Annotated in this window: 16 protein-coding genes and 1 pseudogene; 9 read left to right on the forward strand and 8 right to left on the reverse strand. The window is 37.6% G+C overall.

Features of this window, described 5'->3' with window-relative positions; translation table 11 throughout:
• The first annotated feature begins 275 nt into the window (after positions 1 to 275).
• Positions 276 to 512, forward strand: a complete 237-nt coding sequence (locus tag GJV03_RS19435) for a VF530 family protein (protein WP_004720475.1) — start codon at positions 276 to 278, stop codon at positions 510 to 512.
• A 51-nt stretch (positions 513 to 563) separates the two neighbouring features.
• On the opposite strand, the gene GJV03_RS19440 is transcribed toward GJV03_RS19435, so the two are convergent.
• The 3 genes from GJV03_RS19440 to GJV03_RS19450 form a co-directional block, all read right to left on the reverse strand.
• Positions 564 to 1445 (reverse strand): LysR family transcriptional regulator, encoded by an 882-nt coding sequence (locus GJV03_RS19440; RefSeq protein ID WP_224963467.1) that lies wholly within the window; start codon positions 1443 to 1445, stop codon positions 564 to 566.
• Positions 1446 to 1543: 98 nt separating this feature from the next.
• Positions 1544 to 2725: an MFS transporter gene (locus GJV03_RS19445; RefSeq protein WP_154130895.1), complete on the reverse strand. Its 1182-nt coding sequence runs from the start codon at positions 2723 to 2725 to the stop codon at positions 1544 to 1546.
• Between the two features lie 482 nt (positions 2726 to 3207).
• Entirely contained in the window at positions 3208 to 3546 is a 339-nt protein-coding gene (locus GJV03_RS19450) for a hypothetical protein (RefSeq protein WP_154130896.1), read from the reverse strand.
• Between the two features lie 411 nt (positions 3547 to 3957).
• Between GJV03_RS19450 and GJV03_RS19455 the strand changes: the two genes are divergently transcribed.
• The 4 genes from GJV03_RS19455 to GJV03_RS19470 all read left to right on the forward strand — a co-directional run bounded on the left by GJV03_RS19455 (position 3958) and on the right by GJV03_RS19470 (position 7802).
• Positions 3958 to 4527 carry a TetR/AcrR family transcriptional regulator gene (locus GJV03_RS19455; protein ID WP_151957740.1) on the forward strand — a complete coding sequence of 190 codons (570 nt, stop codon included), beginning with the start codon at positions 3958 to 3960 and terminating at the stop codon, positions 4525 to 4527.
• A 147-nt stretch (positions 4528 to 4674) separates the two neighbouring features.
• Positions 4675 to 5694 (forward strand): MBL fold metallo-hydrolase, encoded by a 1020-nt coding sequence (locus tag GJV03_RS19460; RefSeq protein ID WP_154130897.1) that lies wholly within the window; start codon positions 4675 to 4677, stop codon positions 5692 to 5694.
• A 195-nt stretch (positions 5695 to 5889) separates the two neighbouring features.
• Entirely contained in the window at positions 5890 to 6438 is a 549-nt protein-coding gene (locus tag GJV03_RS19465; RefSeq protein ID WP_154130898.1) for an Rrf2 family transcriptional regulator, read from the forward strand.
• A 158-nt stretch (positions 6439 to 6596) separates the two neighbouring features.
• Positions 6597 to 7802, forward strand: a complete 1206-nt coding sequence (locus GJV03_RS19470) for an FAD-dependent oxidoreductase (protein ID WP_154130899.1) — start codon at positions 6597 to 6599, stop codon at positions 7800 to 7802.
• Between the two features lie 92 nt (positions 7803 to 7894).
• Here the strand turns inward: GJV03_RS19470 and GJV03_RS19475 are convergent.
• The 3 genes and pseudogenes from GJV03_RS19475 to GJV03_RS19485 form a co-directional block, all read right to left on the reverse strand.
• A pseudogene (locus tag GJV03_RS19475) lies at positions 7895 to 7969 on the reverse strand (type 1 glutamine amidotransferase domain-containing protein); the annotation flags it as partial.
• Positions 7970 to 8234: 265 nt separating this feature from the next.
• On the reverse strand, positions 8235 to 11348 hold the full coding sequence (adeE, locus tag GJV03_RS19480; protein WP_096734114.1) for a multidrug efflux RND transporter permease subunit AdeE: 3114 nt from the start codon (positions 11346 to 11348) through the stop codon (positions 8235 to 8237).
• 11 nt (positions 11349 to 11359) lie between these two features.
• Complete coding sequence (locus GJV03_RS19485; protein WP_154130900.1) at positions 11360 to 12484, reverse strand: efflux RND transporter periplasmic adaptor subunit; 1125 nt, start codon at positions 12482 to 12484, stop codon at positions 11360 to 11362.
• A gap of 370 nt (positions 12485 to 12854) precedes the next feature.
• Between GJV03_RS19485 and GJV03_RS19490 the strand changes: the two genes are divergently transcribed.
• Together GJV03_RS19490 and GJV03_RS19495 are read left to right on the forward strand one after the other, a co-directional pair.
• Positions 12855 to 13493 (forward strand): TetR/AcrR family transcriptional regulator, encoded by a 639-nt coding sequence (locus tag GJV03_RS19490; RefSeq protein WP_154130901.1) that lies wholly within the window; start codon positions 12855 to 12857, stop codon positions 13491 to 13493.
• Between the two features lie 98 nt (positions 13494 to 13591).
• Positions 13592 to 13729, forward strand: a complete 138-nt coding sequence (locus GJV03_RS19495; protein WP_252720750.1) for a hypothetical protein — start codon at positions 13592 to 13594, stop codon at positions 13727 to 13729.
• Positions 13730 to 13849: 120 nt separating this feature from the next.
• Here GJV03_RS19495 and GJV03_RS19500 read toward each other — a convergent pair whose 3' ends face one another.
• Complete coding sequence (locus GJV03_RS19500; RefSeq protein ID WP_154130902.1) at positions 13850 to 14554, reverse strand: SDR family oxidoreductase; 705 nt, start codon at positions 14552 to 14554, stop codon at positions 13850 to 13852.
• A gap of 120 nt (positions 14555 to 14674) precedes the next feature.
• Between GJV03_RS19500 and GJV03_RS19505 the strand changes: the two genes are divergently transcribed.
• Both GJV03_RS19505 and GJV03_RS19510 read left to right on the forward strand, forming a co-directional pair.
• A complete protein-coding gene (locus GJV03_RS19505) occupies positions 14675 to 15589 on the forward strand; it encodes a LysR substrate-binding domain-containing protein (RefSeq protein WP_096734116.1) in 915 nt (304 codons plus the stop codon).
• Positions 15590 to 15947: 358 nt separating this feature from the next.
• On the forward strand, positions 15948 to 18149 hold the full coding sequence (locus GJV03_RS19510; protein ID WP_154130903.1) for a TonB-dependent siderophore receptor: 2202 nt from the start codon (positions 15948 to 15950) through the stop codon (positions 18147 to 18149).
• 100 nt (positions 18150 to 18249) lie between these two features.
• Here the strand turns inward: GJV03_RS19510 and metC are convergent, their stop codons facing one another.
• Complete coding sequence (gene metC / locus GJV03_RS19515; RefSeq protein WP_154130904.1) at positions 18250 to 19419, reverse strand: cystathionine beta-lyase; 1170 nt, start codon at positions 19417 to 19419, stop codon at positions 18250 to 18252.
• Positions 19420 to 19514: the final 95 nt, after the last annotated feature.

Below are 19514 nucleotides of genomic sequence, written 5' to 3' on the forward strand. Positions count from 1 at the left end.
GCTGCCACAGATCGTCAACGTGAATACTGATAATTTTAATTCACGTTGCCGACTATCCTAAGTTACATAAGGCTTGTGATGCTGACCTAATCTTTATATCTAGACGTAATATCTGGAAATGCTGCTTTTCTGTATGCCCTAATTTATATTTAGAAAAAAGTTAACTAGAAAATAAGCTGTAATTTTCTATGTTAATTACACTTAAATTCCAACCCTCTCATTTTTCAACTAGCTCAGGTTATAATGATGGCCTCCCAAAATATGGTTGATCTATTATGAACGCCTCCAATGACCCTCTACACGGCAAAAAACTTGCTGACATTTTGGATGAATTATTAGATTACTACGATGGCTTTGAAGGCTTAAGTCGTAAAATTGAAATTAGATGTTTTTGCATAGATCCAAGTGTTAAGTCATCATTGCGATTCTTACGTACTACCCCATGGGCACGTGAAAAAGTAGAAAGCTTATATTTGTATGTCTTACGCCAAAAAGCCAAACAGAAATCGTAGCTATCAAAACCCTAGCCTCAATAACATATGGAATATACTAATGTTGGGTTATCACTTTGAATTGAAAAAACCTAATAAATATTCACGTACAAAAGTAATATTAGGTTTCTGCACACCGTTCTGCCAAACCAAATACAGTTGATTAGTAGGTGCTTCAATTCTGCTATTCATTGCAATCAAAGTTCCATCCTTGAGTTCTTGCTCACAATGATAATCTGGAAGAACAGACCACCCCTGTCCATCAACCAATAACTGCTTGATTGTTCGTAAATCTGGAACAATAAATGAAGCAAGCATGTCTACTTTAGTTTCAAATAAATTAGACCACACATTCCGAACTAAAGGTAGATCCTCATCAAATGCAATGAGAGGTATCTGAGACAACACTTCTTTATTTGGTTTTTTTCCTATTTTGTGACTTAAGCTTGGTGCATGAACTAAGATAAATCTTTCTGTTAATAATTCTGAAAACTCAAATTGTTGTTCGTCAGGTCTTGACGCAGTAATGACTAAATCAGTTGATTTATCTTGGAGCAATTCGTAGATTTTTTGACGATTCCCCGTTTGGCATCGGATACTAAAACCTTGTTCCATAAGAGAAAGCATAGGTTTCGTTAGACAATAATATAAAAAATCCGCAGGAGCTGCTAAATGTATAGTTCCGCCATGAATGTTACCGAGTTTAAAAGAAGATAATTTAAGCTCAAGTGCATCAATATTCGGAGCAATCGAGCGAGCCAATTCGTCCGCCGCTGTGGTTGGTTCAACTCCACGAGATTGTCTTATGAAAAGTTTGTTTCCAATAAATGTTTCTAAAGACTGAATATGTAAAGATGCTGCTGGTTGAGTAATAGCTAAACTTTCAGCCGCTTTAGAAAAAGACTTAGACCGATAGACTTCTAAAAATGTTCTTAAGTGACTTAGACGACTCATAAGTTTGATCATTTATTCTGGCTCTTCAACTTATTCTAAGGGATTGAATCCATAAAAAATAGAAAAGAAATCCGAGGATTTCTTTTCTATCAGTATCATTAGTTTTTAACAGCGTCTATTGCTATATTTTTCTGAATTTGAGCGATTAAAATCATCAAACCAATCGCAGACAAGATTGCGCCAGTAACCCCAGTAAAACTTAAACCAACATGACTAATGGTTAAACCACCCAAAATTGAACCAAAGGCAATCGCGGAGTTGAAACCTGCAATATTTAATCCTGCTGCAACGTTATCTGCATTCGGTGCATATTTTTGAGCAACAGCCATTAAACGTGCTTGTAAGGCAGGTACTGCACCAAATGTGAATAAACCAAGTAAAGACACCAATACAGCCATCATGATCGGTGAACCAATAAAGATCCACATACCGAACGCAGTTACGATCATACCTAAAATAATAAAGATATTCGCTTTATTGACACCCATAAAGTCAGTTGCTTTACCACCCAAAACATTACCAATAGCAGCGAAAATACCATATAACAATGTATACATCGGTACTGCTGTTGGGCTGATTTTGGTCACTTCAGTTAACATAGATGCAATATAGGTATAAGCTGCAAATGAACCTGCATAGGCAAATACGGTCACTAAAGCACCCGAAAGTAACTTCGGATTAAAAATAGTTAAGATTTCCTGTTTTGAGCTAAATACAATTTTTTTATCTGCATGCAATGGGTCTTTCATACCTATGAGTAGTCCAACAAAACCGATGGCTCCAAACAATGCAATAAAACCAAGTACCAGACGCCAATCAATCACACCACCTAAGTAAGTACTTAATGGCACACCAATTGCCATTGCTATGGTAAATCCACCAAAGACAATAGCGACAGCACTACCTGCTCTTTCAGGACCCGCAAGCTTTGCTGCTGTGCTTGAAGCAACAGCTAGAAATAGACCATGCCCCATACCGGCAACAAAACGGGCAATAATCATGAGAGTCAAACTACTGGCAAAAGCCGTCACCAGACTACCTAAAGTAAAAATAATGGTCGTAACCAACATGGTTTTTTTACGTGACCAACCATTGGTGAGTGCAGTTAATACTGGTGCTGCAAATGTTGCACCTAAGGCATAGGCTGCAATAATCGAACCCGTTTGCTCCACATTCACGCCTAAGCCATTTGCCATTACATCTGTGATACCAATAGGAACAAATTCTGCTAAGCCTAAAGCAAAGGCGGTGATTGTGAAAATATAGATAATAATCGGCATTTCTAAACTCGCATTTTTATGATGAAATAAGTCTAGAACCAAGAAAGATATTAATAAAATAATAAGAATTATATTAGATATAAACATATTTATAGCTTAATTATTCTTCAAACGGTGAATAGCCACCGATTTTGTAGACACCTGTTAGTTAGTGGTGGACTGCCATCACTCTCCTAGACAAATTTAGTTTATTCTTAAGAACTTTTTAGTAGGAAACTATGTATTCATAGCTAGGTTCATAAACCAAATATTTTATAAATTGTTATTTTAGTGCTCTAAATAATTAAATTTAATTATGAAATAAATTCTATGTGAACATAAGTTAAATAGAATATCAGAGACTGTGGCTACACAATGCTGTTGTTGCTACAGTTCAGCAACTTGAATCAGTGAAATTATCTTCAAGTTGCTGAGTATCCCAAGTAACATAATATAAGTTATGCTGAAATCAGATCGCTACTCGATTTTGTATGGTTATGACTTCAATGTACTTTCGTATTTGCTTCAGTTAAATAAGCTTTCTTCGATGTCTTATTCCATAAACACAGTTCTTGCCCTGTTTTGTTTTTCATATGTGCTTGCGGATATTTTCCTTGAATCAAGAGTGCCGAATATCCAACACGATCATCAAACAGCATGACATTGCTTACTGTCTTGGCATTTTTAAGTTGACTTGCTTTTATACAAGCCGCTTTTATTTCCTGATCATGCTTGTTCCATGCCTGCTCGGAACTTCCGAAAGCTACGCTAGTCATAGCAGAACTTGCCATAAAACCTAAAATAGAAAGATATTTTAAAAATATACGATATCTCAATATCATGATGATTGTCCTGTAAATTCGAGTGTCTGGATCTATACTGAAACAATCTGATGAGATAATCTAGCAATTTACACATGCTGTAACAGCAGATATTCAGGATTACACATATCTCTGAAAAGTTGTCGTGATTTAAATTTTAAAATATAGATCAAAGACTTAAAAATAGTTCTATTCTATAGAAGCATTACCTGACTCACGTGATTCCATACAGTGATCAATAATTTCTAGCGTCTTATCGCTTGCCGAAATTATAATTATGACTATTAATTAAAGCGCTAACTTTGCTGTGTGGCCCTGTCTATGTGATGCTATAGCTTGTGATCTTGAAAAGCCCATCCCTTTTTAAATATATCTTGCGCTTTATCTATTTTTATGTATGATTGAGTAATCACTCAATTAATATATTTATCTATGGCCCGTCCTCGTAGTGAAGATAAACGTAATGCAATTTTAAATGCTGCTATTGAAACATTGGCAGAACTTGGAGAGCGCGCATCTACTTCAAAAATAGCCAAAGTCGCTGGTGTAGCAGAAGGTACTTTATTTACTTATTTCAGTAATAAAGAGGAATTACTCAACCAATTATACCTTTCGCTAAAGGCCGAACTGCGTCAGGTCATAATGCTGAATTATCCGAACAACTCAGACCTACAAAGCCAAATGTTTTATATCTGGCAAAGCTATTTGGACTGGAGTTTAGATGCCCCACTCAAACGTAAAGTGATGGCACAGTTGTCGACTTCAGAACAAATTACAGAGCAGAGTAAACACATTGGTATGCAAACTTTTTGTGATTTTACTAAGACTATTCAAGAACATATCGATGACGGCAAATTAAGAGATTATCCACCCTTGTTTATTGGTTCGATTTTGGGTGCACTTGCCGAAGTCACACTCAACTTTATTGCCCAAGACACTTCTCAAGCTGATCTTTATCGGAAGTCAGGTTTTGAAGCGTTTTGGCATGCAGTTTCAATGTAGATAAAGACTAAAGTAAGGATGTGCAGCATTCTTATTTTTTTTAAATTAATTAATGAGTGATTAAATACTCATTTAAATAAATCAAAATAAGCACTTATCTCAAGTTCTTATTTACAGATATAGCTTGTTCCACTCAAGGAAAATAAAATGACAATTTCAAACGCAACAGACTTGCCTTCTCCCTTCATGTCATCACAGCAATACAATGGGAAATATAGCAATACACGGCCGAATCTGCACACACATTCTTTCGGAAAAACGCTAGGCTTAATGTGGAAATTTCTATTTAACAAACCGAAAAATACGGTGCCAAACCGAGAGATTCCTGTGTTAAGTTTATCAAAAGAACAACTCATGAGTGCCCCAGACCGTTCTCTATTTCGTCTTGGGCATTCGACCATTTTATTAAAATTACGTAATGAATTTTGGTTAACCGATCCTGTTTTTTCTGAGCGTGCCTCGCCTTTTCAGTGGATTGGCCCAAAGCGTTTTCACCAACCACCGATTAGCATTGCGGACTTACCTCCCATTAAAGGCGTGATTTTGTCGCATAACCACTATGACCATCTCGATTACCATGCAGTAATCCAACTCAAAGACAAAGTTGAACACTTCTTAACACCACTTGGTGTTGGTGACACATTGATTAAATGGGGCGTTCCAGCAGAAAAGGTTCAGCAACTTGACTGGTGGGCAACAACCCATGTAGATGGTCTTGAGCTGATTGCTACCCCTGCCCATCATTTTTCAGGCCGTGGTATGGGTGATAGCAACGCAACGCTTTGGGCATCGTGGGTGATTATTGATAATGATCTACGGGTGTTTTTTAGTGGCGATACTGGTTATTTCGATGGGTTTAAAGAGATTGGACATCGTTATGGTCCTTTCGATCTTACCATGTTAGAAACTGGGGCATATGATCCAGAATGGCCAGATGTTCACATGCAACCTGAGCAAACTTTACAAGCGTATATCGATTTAAAAGGACGTCATTTGTTGCCTGTCCATAATGGGACTTTTGACTTAGCGCTTCATGCTTGGGACGACCCATTTGAACGAATTGTGGCTTTGGCTCATCAAAACGACTTAGCGATTAGTACGCCTCAAATGGGAGAAGTATTGAACTTAAACCAGCCAAATGTCGAAAATTATTGGTGGCGTTCGTAATTTTTTCAATCATTTTAAATTATTTACGTCCCTCAATTATCATTTAAAGGTATTTAAATTCAGTGATATAGCCCTATTGTTTTCCTCTATATTTTCTTTTAATAAAACTAGGACTAACTTTGTCTTAGTTTTATTATTGACTTAAAACACAGACTACATTAGTCTGTGTTTGTAATTGATCAATTATGAAATGAAATGGCTTATATCACTAGTAGCGTCGAGTATGCGATTCACTGTCTTCTATTTCTTGTAAAGAATGAAGATAAACCATTGAGTAGTAAGGATTTAGCTGAATTGCAAGGCGTCTCTCCTAGCTTTATGGCCAAGATATTTCCTAAACTTGAAAAGGCAAAACTTGTTTTGGCGCAAGAAGGTGTTCGTGGCGGGTATTTACTGGCCCGATCTGCTCACGAAATCAGTTTTCTTGATATTGTGAATGCAATTGAAGGTGAAAAACCGCTTTTTGAATGCCAAGAAGTACGTGGAAAATGTGCGGTCTTTAACAATGCCCCACCCGATTGGGCAACCAGTGGTGTGTGTGCAGTGCATGCAGTTATGCTACAGGCTGAAAAAGCCATGCGAGATGCTTTAGGTGCTCATACACTTGGTGATATTGCAGACCGTTTTGGCCGTTATGCACCCGACGTATTTTTTAGTGATGTAAATGGCTGGATCAATGAACGCATTGAAGGAAGAACAGCAAGAATGCGGAAAAGTAAAATATCACGGGATACGCCCGACTAATGAGCTTATAGGGCTTTCATCCCTAAGGTAAAACTTCTCTAAACGTTTTAAACGCCTTCTCAGATTTTTCGGACAGTCAGAGAAAGGATTCGCTCACCCAAAATTTTGGGATGAGCTGGAATTTGTATGTCCGAAAAACCTATCAAAAGGATAATCAAATGAGTAAGCGTATTATTATTGCAGGTTCTGGCTTTGCTGGCTTATGGGCTGCACTTGCCGCACAACGAGCAATTCACTTGACTTCCCAACAGCAAAACATTGAAGTGGTGATGGTTTCCCCGAGTCCGAATGTTGATATTCGTCCTCGTCTTTATGAAGCTGTACTTGAAAATATGTATCCTGATATATTAGACATATTAAATGTCGTTGACGTTAAATATGTGGCTGGCTGGGTAAATGAAATTGATACTACTGCCCAAAATCTTGTGATTACAACGATCCACGGCGATCAACAAAGCTTAAGTTATGACCGTTTTATTCTGGCAACTGGAAGTACTACTTTTATGCCACCTATACCGGGGCTTAAAGACTATGGATTTAGCGTAAGTACATTAGCAGATGCTGAAAAACTAGACCAGCATCTTAAAAACTTAGCCAATAAACCTACAAATGCAGCACGTAATACCGTAGTCGTTACTGGTGGTGGACTTACAGGGCTTGAAACAGTTGCCGAAATGCCTGAACGCCTGTGTAGCATTTTAGCTGAAACTGATATTCGTGTGGTTTTAGTCGATTCATCAGCAGAAATTGGTGCAGCATTGGGTGACGAAGCTGCAGTGGTAATTCGAGAAGCTCTTAGCGAACTCGGCGTTGAAGGTAAAGCTGGGCTACGCGTTACTGCACTTGATGCTTCTGGGGTAACACTTTCTAACGGCGAAAGAATTGAAACAGAAACTGTCATTTGGACTGCGGGCATGCGAGCGAACTCGTTGACCTCTCAAATTGTAGGTGAAAAAGATAATTTAGGTCGTATTTTAGGTGATGCTTATTTACATGCATCAGAGGCCAAAAATATTTTTGTGACGGGTGATACTGTAAAAGTTCCAACCGACAATTTAGGTAATTTTAACGTGATGTCATGTCAGCATGCCATGAGCCTAGGCCGCGTAGCGGGTTACAATGCCGCGGCAGAATTGGTAGATTTGCCATTACATGCGTATAGCCAACCAAAGTATGTGACTTGTGTCGACTTAGGCCCATGGGGAGCACTTTACACTGAAGGATGGGATCGAAAAGTTCAATTTGTGCGTCACGAGGCGAAAAAAATTAAGCAAGAAATTAATACGGTATGGATTTATCCGCCAGTTGCAGACCGTGAAGCTGTTTTTGCAATAGCAAATCCTGATTTTGTAATTGTTCCTTAAAATTAGTTTTGCTAATGCAGATCATTTTATTTAACTCTCCTAAAAGTAAAGCCATCACTGATTTTGCTTTTAGGTTTTTTTGAGTCATTAAGTTATGACTTTTCTAACTCTTCTATTATCACTAAAGCCGTTTTTTTAGCAGAAAATGTGTTTTGTCCTGTAATTAATGTATGTTGAGATCATTGTCATTAGTTCATGAACTTAATTTACTATTTTAGAAAATTATCAGTTTAAATTATTAAATTTAATAAGTATGTTTCTCCTTTCCTTATAATTATGAACTAGATTTTATATAAACATAAGTTAACTAAGATATCCAAGACTGTGGCTAGATAACACTATTGTTGCCACAGCTCAGTAACGTGATGATCCAAGATTATACATCACGTTACTGAGTATCCTAATGCACATAATATAAGTAAGGACCTTACATCATTTATTAGGAGAAACTTTCAATCTTATAGATACCTTACGTACCAAAAAGAAAAATAATGGAACAAAGAAAATTGAAAGCAATGTGCCGGATATCATCCCTCCTGTCACAGCTATACCAATTTCTCTTCTACTCGCTGCACCAGCTCCTGTTGAAACTGCCAGTGGTAAAACACCAGCAACAAATGCCAATGAGGTCATGATAATGGGTCTTAATCTTTGGCCTGCACCCTCAATAACAGCCTCTATTAATGACTGACCCTCTGCTAGTTTCGCTGCTGCGAACTCTACAATAAGAATCGCATTTTTAGCTGAAAGACCAATGGTTGTCAGCATCGCGACCTGAAAATAAATGTCATTAACATATCCTGCAATATTGGCTGCAATAACAGCACCAATTAATCCAAGAGGGATAACAAGCAAAACGGAGAATGGAATTGACCAACTCTCATATAATGCAGCTAAGCATAAAAAAATAAATATGATAGATGCCAAATATAACCAAATCGTCTGACCACTCGCTAACTTTTCTTGATAAGACAAGCCACTCCATTGAAGACTAAAGCCTTGTTGTTGATCAATTAACTGTTGCATTTTATTCATTGCAGCCCCTGAACTTTCACCAGTTGCGGCAGAACCTTGAAGCTGAACAGATGAAAGACCATTAAAACGTTGCAACATCTGCGGTCCCATTTGCCAATTAACAGATGAGAAACTAGCAAATGGTGTCATCTCTCCTGTCGTTCCTCTTACATACCACTGACCAATGTCTTGTGGTAATGACCTATATGCCGCATCACCTTGTAAATAAACGCGTTTGACACGACCTCTATCAATGAAGTCATTAATATATGAACCACCCCATGCAGTTGATAAAGTACTACTAATATCAGTCTGTGCTAAACCGAATGCACTTGCCTTACGTTGATCAATATTGACTTGTAATTGAGATTTATCTTCGAGTCCATTTAATCGAACCGCGGCAAGTCCAGAATCTGCACTTGCCTCTTTTAGAACCGTACTTTGCGCAGCTAACAAAGCATCTCGCCCTTTACCCTCAGCATCTTGCATCCATAATTCAAAACCACTGGATTGACCTAATCCACGTACCGCTGATGGAGAAAGTACTTGAACCCGCGCTTGTTTCATTGAGCGAAAATGTGCATTTGCACGAGAAATAATTGCCTCGGCAGTATTATTCTCTCCCTTACGATCATCCCAATGTTTTAGACTGGCAAATGCCATACCTACATTCTGACCACTACCAGCATTATTTCGTCCCATAACCATAAAAATAACGTTCAAGTTATCTTTCTCATTCGTCATGAAATACTCTGAAATTTGGTTACCTATTTCTTGGGTTTCAGCTAAGGTCGAGCCCACAGGCGTACTAAATTGGACCATGACAGAACCCTGATCTTCTTGTGGGAGGAAGCCCGTATTCATTCGTGTGTATTGCCACCCTAATAAAGCAGTGATCACAACAAATAAAACCATAAATATTTTAGGTTTACTGATGATCTTAACGAGTAAATTACGGTATTTGGACTGACTTAGCTCTACTTTTTGATTGAACCAAGTAAAGAAACGTCTCTTTTTATGCTGATGATTGTTAGGTCTAAGTAAAGTAGCACATAAGGCTGGAGATAAAGTTAGGGCAACCACAGCAGAAAGTACCATTGCTGAGACTAATGTCACAGAAAACTGCCGATAAATCATCCCTACGGAGCCACCAAAAAAAGCCATCGGTAGAAATACAGCAGACAAGACCATCGCGATACCAACTAACGCACCTGAAATTTCTTTCATAGAAATAAGCGTAGCTTCTCTTGGATCAAGACCTTGCTCATGCATTACACGCTCAACATTTTCTACAACGACAATGGCATCATCAACCAAGAGTCCAATCGCCAATACCATCGCGAACAATGTCAATGTGTTAATGGTATAACCCAATACACTCAGAATTCCAAAGGTACCTAACAAAACCACTGGAACAGCAATTGCAGGAATTAATGTGGCGCGCCAACTTTGCAAAAACACGAACATCACAATAATGACAAGGAGGATTGCCTCAGCTAGGGTCTTAATCACGCCTTGAACAGATGCTTCTACAAATGGAGTACTATCACGTGGATAAGCCACCTTTAAACCTGCTGGCATGGATGCTGTTAATCTTGAAACCTCTGCTTTAACACGTTCAGCTGTTTCAAGGGCATTTGCACCTGACGCTAACTGAATTGACATACCTGAAGCATATTTACCATTCAATCTCGTGGTAGTCTGATAACTTTCTGCGCCTCGTTCGACACGAGCAACATCTTTTAGCAATACTACACTGCCATTTGGCTCAGTCCGCAAAATAATATTTTCAAATTGACTTACCGTTTGTAAACGAGACAATGCAGTAACAGTTGCATTTAAAGCTTGGTTTTCTTTAGTCGGTAAAGCTCCAAGCTCACCTGCTGTGATTTGAGTATTTTGAGCTTCAATAGCAGCTCTAACATCGGATGGCATCAAGCTATAACTATTTAGCTTATGCGGATCAAGCCATATTCGCATCGCATATTGCGCACCAAATACTGTGATCTCACCAACCCCATCTACCCGACTTAGGGGGTCTTGAAGTGTACTTACCATGTAATCAGATATATCAACATCTGATCTTGCACCACTTTCATCATAAAGAGCAAAAACTAACAGACTATCTCCTTGAGACTTTGTAACGGTTATGCCCTGTTGTTGAACTTCTTGTGGTAAACGACTCAATGCCTGATTTACTGCGTTCTGTACCTGAACTTGAGCTGTATCTGGATTCGTATTTTGATCAAAACTCAAACTAATACGAGCTTGACCAGCTGAACTACTTGTAGATGAAAAATAAAGTAAACCATCAATTCCCTTAATTTGTTGCTCTAATATTTGAGTAACACTATCTTCAACTGTACTGGCTGATGCACCAGGATAGTTTGCTGTTACATTTACACCGGGAGGTGCAATATCAGGATATTGCTCAACAGATAAAGTGAAAATGGAAATTGCACCCATTGCCATAATGCATATGGACAGTACCCAAGCGAATATCGGACGAGCGATAAAGAAACTAGACAGCATACGAAAATTCCTCAGCGAATGGGTGTAGGTTCAACGGCCATACCTGCACTTAATCCTTGCAGACCTTCGACAACAACTTTATCTCCAGAACGCAAACCAGATAATACTAACCATCGATTGTCTATGGCTTCGCCTAAAGTAATCGTTCTTTGTTCAATTTTATTCCCTTGTCCAATAACCCATACAAATGCCTCACTATCAGCATTTCTAATTTCAATCCCTTGGGGAATTAATAAACTTTTTTGACGTGGTCCTGTACCAAGTTGTGCCCGCACATACATTCCTGGCAATAAAGATTGATTCGGATTTGCAAATGAAGCTCTTAATGTGACACTCCCAGTTGCTTCATCTACTGTGATATCGCTAAACTTAAAAACTCCCTTTTCTTGATAGTTCGTTCCATTATTCAACTCCAAACTTACAGTTAACTCCTCAGGCTCTATTCCATCTTCTGTAAGTTGTTTCCGAAGCGCTATATATTCATCACTGGATTGAGTTAAATCTACATACATTGGATCTAAATTCTGAATAGTTACTAGAGCATCTACTTGACTAGATGTTACAAGGGCTCCACGTGTAATCGCAGATCGACCGATTCTCCCCGAAATTGGAGCTGTGATTTGAGTATAGTTAAGATTGGTTTGTGCAGTTTTTAACAATGCTTTATTAACGTTCACTGCAGCCTTTGCTTGCGCATAAGCTGCTCTCGCATCATCAAGCTCCTGACGACTAACACCATTGACACTAATTAATTGCTCATAACGTTCAGCTTGAAGGCGAGTTGAATTTACAGTTGCCTGAGCCAATTCAAAATTACCTAATGCCTCTGCAAGACTATCTCGATAAAGCGTTGAATCAATTTTATAAAGCGGCTGCCCCTTTTTAACATATGAACCCTCTTGGAAAAGCTGTGCAACAACTACACCATTTACTTGAGGTCTAACTTGTGAGACTTCAGATGCAACTGTCCGGCCAGCTAATACCTGATCAGTTTCTATAGTTTCAGGAGTTATGGTTATCACACTCACCTGCTGTGTTGCTTTTTTTACAGGTTGGTCTGAATCACACCCATTTATAAAAGGGAGTAAAACAACGGAAAAAAATATTTTATAACAAGTAAATCTCAAATCAGGCATATCTAGAACCATAGACTTATAGATAATTTATTTACTTTACTGTAAAGTAAATGATATTGATAGGTTGAAAATTGTAATTAACCAGAATCTTGCTTTTGATCAGATGAATCATATGTTGATAACAAGGTAGGCTTCTAAACAAATGGGACGAGTTAATACTGAGCATTGAGTTAGGAATCCTTAAGCATCTATGGTTTTGCTTTAAGAATTTCAATAAATTGCTTCAAATTCTAGAAAGAAATCATCAATTAGACAGAATAATTGGGTACTATCTAACATAAGGACTGGGTTGTGAGTTTTGTGTGGTAACTCAACTGATGGCTCTATCCTCTTTTTTTAGTCAATTTCTTATCCGCGATTCAGGTTAATTATGTTAAAGAAAAGTCGAGGACGTCCTTCTAAAGCTCGTCCAAATATTATTTTGGCAGCACGTGAGCAATTTCTTGAACATGGTTTAGATGTAAGTTTAGATAAAATTGCGGTAAAAGCAGGAACTACGAGACAGACACTTTATAATCACTTCCCAACAAAAACAGCTCTACTCATTGAAATTTTTGAAAACTTCAAAGCAGAAATGGAAACACCATTTGATGAGAAGAATAATTTAAATGAAATAATGATGTTAGAGCAGCTATTAATACAAATTGGCCAAACTGTTCAAAATCATTTCTACAATACCAACGTAATTCGTCTTCAAAGGTTAATCATTATAGCATTAGTAGAAATGCCAGAAATACTTGAGCAGGTTCAACAACGTACGTATGGAAGTATCAAAAAATCGATGATCAATATTCTCGAAACAGCTAACAATGCGGGAATTATCAAAATTTCAAATTCTGAAGCAGCAGCTAAAGCGTTCCTTGGCGCTGTTATGGGCTATGCGTATCCTGCAACGTTATTAGGTGGTGCAGTTCCCACTTCTGAAGAGTTACAACAGTTGAATGAAGAAGCCTGCCGTACTTTTCTAAGCGCGTGGCAATTTAAAATTGAAATGGATAGCTCGAAATAATTAGATTTTGATGAGCGTAAATATCTGAAATTAACACATCAGATATTGCCTCTAGACGGGTTGTAACAGATTTCGCTAAAGAAGAGATTGAACCTTCATTGCTAAAAAAATTGCCTTTAGGCGAACTTACGCCTGCACGTGATGTTGCCGAAATGGTTGCTTTTCTTGCAACAGGACGCTCCTGTCATAGTACTGGTGCAACAATTGACATTACCAGCGAAGATTACGCGTGTTAGACATTTAATATAGTAAGCAAACATAAATTCAATAAAATTAATCATGTATCTAATCATTAGATTATTCTATTCAGCCTTATCAACTCATTGATAAGGCTGAACTAAGGTCATCATCATGAATTAAACTGAACGAGTGATACCGCCATCTACACGAATATTTTGCCCTGTGATATAACCTGCGCCTTGTGAAGCAAGAAAACTGATAGTTGCAGCAATTTCTTCACTGGTACCATAGCGTTGCAACGGCACAGATTGGCGACGTTGTTCGGTTTCAGGCAAACTATCAATCCATCCTGGTAAGATATTATTCATACGAATATTTTTTGCCGCATATTGATCCGCTAAAATCTTAGTAAACGAAGCCAGTCCTGCACGAAAAATAGCTGAGGTCGGAAACAGGTCACTGGGTTCAAATGTCCACGCACTCGAAATATTGATAATCACCCCTGCATTCTGCTTTTCCATGATCGGAATGACTAAGCGAGTGGCGCGAATAATATTCATTAAATAAGTATCTAAACCTAAATGCCATTGTTCATCAGTGATTTCCAAAATAGGTGCACGTGGACCGTGTCCTGAACTATTGACTAAAACATCAATCCTCCCCCATTTTTGATATGTTTGCTCAATCAGCTTGTTGATATCAGCTGTAGATTGATTGGTACCTGTTACGCCAATGCCGTCGAGTTGTTTAGCAAGCTCTTCTCCTCTACCTGAAGAAGAAAGAATACCCACATGGTAGCCATCTTGATGTAATTTTCGTGCGGCGGCTGCCCCCATACCACTTCCACCAGCCATGATTAATGCTACTTTTTCTACAGTCATTTGTGCTATCCTCTAAATGTTTTATGATCGAATATATATGAATACTGTAACTAGAATAGCATTAAGCTCCGTTGATCTGGTTTGACCTTTTCTCTTAATTGAATGTAGAAAAACTATAGTATGACGCTACTCAATCGCTTACCACCTTTGAACGCATTAAAGGCCTTTGAGGCCGCTAGTCGGCATTTAAATTTTAAATTCGCTGCTGAAGAGTTACATGTCACTCAAAGTGCAATTGCGCAGCATGTCCGTCATTTAGAAGAAGAATTGGGAATAAAGTTATTTGAGAGACATTCGAAAGGCGTAAACTTAACAGCTAATGGTCGAAAATATGCCGCGAGCATTACTCAGGCTTTTAGTTTAATTTTTGAGGCAACTCAATCGTTTCACCATTCAAATCAGCAGATTACATTGAGTGTTACACCAACTTTTGCAGCGAAATGGTTAATTCCTCGATTAAATCAATTTAGACAATCTCATCCTGATATTGACTTGCAGATTTTGGCTACAGAACGAGTTTCCCACTTTCAAAATGATGCTGTTGATTTGGCAATTCGTTATGGTAAACCACCATTTGGTACAGGTTTAAATACTGAATTACTGTTGCAAGACACCTTTATTGCGGTGGCAAGTCCTGAGTTAATCAAGTCACTTAAGCTATCAAATCAGGAATCTTTAGAGATCAGCACCTTAGACCAGTTCACCTTATTACATGATGCACATAATCTTTGGCCGCATTTTATTGAGAAATTAAAATTCAAGAATACGCAAAATCTATTTAAAAATATCCGCTTTAATCAGACTGCACTTGCGATTGATGCTGCTATTGCTGCTCAAGGAATCACTTTAACCCATCCAATATTTGTACACTCAGAGTTAGCGTCTGGAATACTGGTTAAAGTTTTTCCACAGGAGTTAGCCATGGAAACAGGATTTTATGTCGTTTATCCACGTCATACCGTTGGTGCTGAAGCCTTATCGAAAGTTCATCATTGGCTATTTACTCAATTTGATCAGCCAAAAGCATCTGATTAAACTCGTGTTGAAGATGAGGCTTAGTATGTTGATATTAAAATATTTTTTAAGTTCATAGTTAATTTAAAAAGATATTCTGTTTTTCTTTATAAAAAATAAATTCGCAATTTTCACCCTATTCTATACAGCATAACAAAATTCAAAATCTTTTATAAAAACATGACTTGTTAACAAAATTAATTATATATTTTATATATAAATAATAAGAATAATGATTTATATAATTTAATGAGAATCATTATTGATAATTAATTATCCATATGTTACTTTTTGTAACGCTTTTCCGTCCGTAACAGGTTCAAAGCAATAGAAAGGCAGAAAACCGATAGCGCGCATTTTTTATTTTGGAATTAATCTTATGTACAACTTCTTCCCTTTGAGACATGCATTTAAAATGCATCCTCTAGTACTTTCTATGGCTTTAACTATTCCATCTGTTGTTTATGCGGAAGAAAAAACAGAAACAGTGGCTTTACCAACAATCAAAATACAAGCAGAAAGTGAAAATTCAGCGATTACAGAAGGGACTCAAAGCTATACAGCCAAAAGTACAAATACTTCAACAAAATTAAACTTGTCCCTTCGTGAAACACCTCAATCTGTCAAAGTTTTAACACGTGAATATTTAGATGACCGAAACATTGATTCTTTTCAAGATTTAATGAATACCATTACAGGTGTTTCAACCTCGCGTACCGATGAACGTCAGTCTGTTTACGCTCGAGGCTTTCAGGTCGATTACTATTTAATAGATGGAATGCCGAGTACCACAAACTTAGGTGCAGGTGACCTTGATTTAGATATTTATGATCGTGTAGAAGTTGTTAAAGGTGCAAATGGACTTACCACAGGTGCTGGTAACCCTGCAATGGGGCTGAATATGGTTCGTAAACATGCCAATGCAAAAGAATTGACGGGTAATCTGAGCACTTCATTCGGTTCTTGGAATGCATGGAGTAGCTCTGCGGATATTTCTACTCCACTGAACAAAGATGGTTCACTTCGTGGACGTATGTTCGTCAAACATGCTGATGAAAAATCCTTTATGGATTTTTATGAAAAAGAACGCAATGTATTTTATGGTGCGATTGATTACGATTTGAGTGATAAAACTAGTATGTCACTTGGCGCAACTTATCAAGAGTTACAACGTGATGGTATTCGTTGGGGAGGCACTCCAGCATTTTATGATGATGGAAGTCGTACTAACTTTGATCGAAGCTTAACAGTAACTGCACCTTGGACTTTTTGGGATGTAAATACCACAGCAGTATTCGCCAATTTAAAACAGAATTTATTCAATGATGTTAATTTAAATGTTGCATATACCTTTCGTAAAGAAGATGTAAATACCCTTCTGCTTTACACTGGAGGGCAAGTAAACAAAGCAACCAATACCAGCCCACTGAAAAATAAACCTGATCCTAAGACAGGTAAAATCACAGATAATGTTTCAGTATATGGCTCTGAAGCAAGGAATGAAGAAAATAACATTGATCTTTTCATCAACGCGCCTTTTACACTATTTAACCGCCCACAAGAAATAATTATTGGTAGTTCATGGAATAGAAATGAGAAGACCAAGGATATTTTTGGGGGATCCAATACTAAAAATGAAGTCGAGAAGTATTTAGGTGGTCCGCTCGACTATAACAATATGGCACAACCACTACTTCAATCTGTCATTTTGAATGGTGTAAATGCTCTGAATCAAACGACTCAAACTTCAGCTTATATTTCTGGTAAATTTCAAATTCTAGATCCATTAAAAGTGATTGCAGGGACGCGATTATCTAATTGGAAATATGAGTCTGAAAATGGTGTAGGCAATCGTGAATTTAACAATGAAGTAACACCTTATATTGGTGCTATTTATGATTTTGCAAAAGATCATTCTGTTTATGTCAGCTATACAGACATTTTTAAACCACAAAGCCGTAAAGGTGTGAATGATCAATACTTAGACCCAGCACAAGGTAAGAACTACGAAGCTGGTTTAAAAAGTGAATGGTTTGGGGGGCGCTTAAATACAGCTTTATCACTATTCCGCATTGAACAATCTAATTTTGCTGAAGCAATAACAGGACAATTTATTGTACGTAATGGTCAGCTTACAAATGAACAAGCTTATCGTGGTGTAGATGGAGTTGAAAGTAAAGGCTTTGAATTTGAAGCAGATGGGGAAATTAATGAACACTGGGGCATTAATTTTGGTATTGCTAATTTTGAAGCAAAAGATGCAAAAGGTGTAAAGGTTAATACAACGAATTCACGTACAACATCTATTCTATTTGTGAAATATAAAGTAGATCTATGGAGTGCTGGACTAGGTTTAAATTACAAGAGTAAATACTATACGGGTACTGGAAATACACGTATAGATCAAGATGCTTTTGTACTTGCTAGTGCGATGTTAGGCTATCAAGTTGATAAAAATATTAAGCTTCAGCTGAACGTTGACAATATTTTTGACAAGAAATACTACGAAGGTATTGGTGCAAACTCTATGAATTGGGGTACACCAAGAAATGCCACATTAAGTGTCCGATATAATTTTTAATCCATTTTAAATTAAACCCTCTATTTTATTAGAGGGTTTCTTCTATAGTCTTGCTATATTGGATATTTAAGGTCTCATTTTACGATAAAGTATAATGAAATTAAGCTATCGCACGCTGCGCAATAGCCAAAGCCTCATCCAAATCCGCTTTTAAATCGTCTACATGTTCAAGTCCTGCATGTAGGCGCACCAAATATCCACGACTAGGCAAATGACTTTGAGTGCGATAAGGTGTTCCAACTGGCAAAATCAGACTTTCAAATCCACCCCATGACAAGCCGATGTGGAAAAGCTTTAAAGAATCAAAGAAAGCCTCTACAAAGCGCGGATTGTTTTGTTTTAGGTAAAAGGAGAATAAGCCTGTAGAACCAGAGAAGCTCTGTTGCCATAGTTTATGATATGGATTCATTGCTAAAGCTGGATGATTTACCAGATCAATTGCAGGATGTTCATTTAGATAATGAGCGAGTATTACGCCATTCTCTTCATGCTGTTTTAAGCGAACGGCTAAACTACGCAATCCACGCGATGCTAGATAAATATCATCTGGACTTGTTGTTTCACCAAAAAAATGTACAACTTTATTTAATTGCTCTATGGATGCTGCATTTGCTGTTGCAGTTCCCATTAGAATGTCAGAATGCCCACCAATATATTTTGTGACAGCCTGAATTGAGACATCCGCTCCATGTTTTAAAGGTTGAAAAAACAATGGGGTTGCCCAAGAGTTATCTACTAAAACCTTGGCATTCATTTGATGGCTTATTTCTGAGATTGCGGCAATATCGCTAATTTCAAAAGTAATTGAACCTGGTGACTCTACAAAGACCACACTGGTTTTTTGATTAATTTTGTTGTTTAACTCATCTAAATCACATGAGTTAAAGTATTCAACATGGATTCCCAGTTTGGGCAACATACTGTCTGCAAAACTTCGTGTTGGCCCGTAAATATTATCAGCAATCAGAACATGATCACCTGCTGCAACAAATGCCATTAATGCATGAGTACAAGCCGATAGTCCAGATGGGAAAACCATGCATCCTGCACCACCTTCTAATGCATTAATTGCACTTTCAAAAGACTTTGCTGTAGCAGCACCAAAACGGCCATAATGTTTATAAACACCACCATTTTGCTTATGATCTTCCCATTCTTTAAAACTATCGACGACGATAGTTGAGCCTCGATAAACAGGTGTGTTCACCAAACCATCAAAACGCTGAGGGGTTCTTCCCAAATTTATGACTTGTGTACAAAAGTGATTCATAGCAGCACCAGCATGATTTCTAACAAATATTTCTACAACTAATGATAGATAAAATGCATAGAATTTTTATTTTAAATAAATCACTATTTTTTTAA

Source organism: Acinetobacter sp. RIT698 (assembly GCF_009668065.1).
GTDB classification, from domain to species: domain Bacteria; phylum Pseudomonadota; class Gammaproteobacteria; order Pseudomonadales; family Moraxellaceae; genus Acinetobacter; species Acinetobacter guillouiae.

What these genes read in the sequence shown, in the direction of transcription:
- GJV03_RS19485 (WP_154130900.1), bottom strand. Translation starts at nt 12,484, where the DNA reads ATGCCTGATTTGAGATTTACTTGTTATAAAATATTTTTTTCCGTTGTT.
- GJV03_RS19460 (WP_154130897.1), top strand. Translation starts at nt 4,675, where the DNA reads ATGACAATTTCAAACGCAACAGACTTGCCTTCTCCCTTCATGTCATCA.
- GJV03_RS19455 (WP_151957740.1), top strand. Translation starts at nt 3,958, where the DNA reads ATGGCCCGTCCTCGTAGTGAAGATAAACGTAATGCAATTTTAAATGCT.
- GJV03_RS19490 (WP_154130901.1), top strand. Translation starts at nt 12,855, where the DNA reads ATGTTAAAGAAAAGTCGAGGACGTCCTTCTAAAGCTCGTCCAAATATT.
- adeE (WP_096734114.1), bottom strand. Translation starts at nt 11,348, where the DNA reads ATGCTGTCTAGTTTCTTTATCGCTCGTCCGATATTCGCTTGGGTACTG.
- GJV03_RS19445 (WP_154130895.1), bottom strand. Translation starts at nt 2,725, where the DNA reads ATGCCGATTATTATCTATATTTTCACAATCACCGCCTTTGCTTTAGGC.
- GJV03_RS19440 (WP_224963467.1), bottom strand. Translation starts at nt 1,445, where the DNA reads ATGAGTCGTCTAAGTCACTTAAGAACATTTTTAGAAGTCTATCGGTCT.
- GJV03_RS19450 (WP_154130896.1), bottom strand. Translation starts at nt 3,546, where the DNA reads ATGATATTGAGATATCGTATATTTTTAAAATATCTTTCTATTTTAGGT.
- metC (WP_154130904.1), bottom strand. Translation starts at nt 19,419, where the DNA reads ATGAATCACTTTTGTACACAAGTCATAAATTTGGGAAGAACCCCTCAG.
- GJV03_RS19510 (WP_154130903.1), top strand. Translation starts at nt 15,948, where the DNA reads ATGTACAACTTCTTCCCTTTGAGACATGCATTTAAAATGCATCCTCTA.
- GJV03_RS19505 (WP_096734116.1), top strand. Translation starts at nt 14,675, where the DNA reads ATGACGCTACTCAATCGCTTACCACCTTTGAACGCATTAAAGGCCTTT.
- GJV03_RS19500 (WP_154130902.1), bottom strand. Translation starts at nt 14,554, where the DNA reads ATGACTGTAGAAAAAGTAGCATTAATCATGGCTGGTGGAAGTGGTATG.
- GJV03_RS19435 (WP_004720475.1), top strand. Translation starts at nt 276, where the DNA reads ATGAACGCCTCCAATGACCCTCTACACGGCAAAAAACTTGCTGACATT.
- GJV03_RS19465 (WP_154130898.1), top strand. Translation starts at nt 5,890, where the DNA reads ATGGCTTATATCACTAGTAGCGTCGAGTATGCGATTCACTGTCTTCTA.
- GJV03_RS19470 (WP_154130899.1), top strand. Translation starts at nt 6,597, where the DNA reads ATGAGTAAGCGTATTATTATTGCAGGTTCTGGCTTTGCTGGCTTATGG.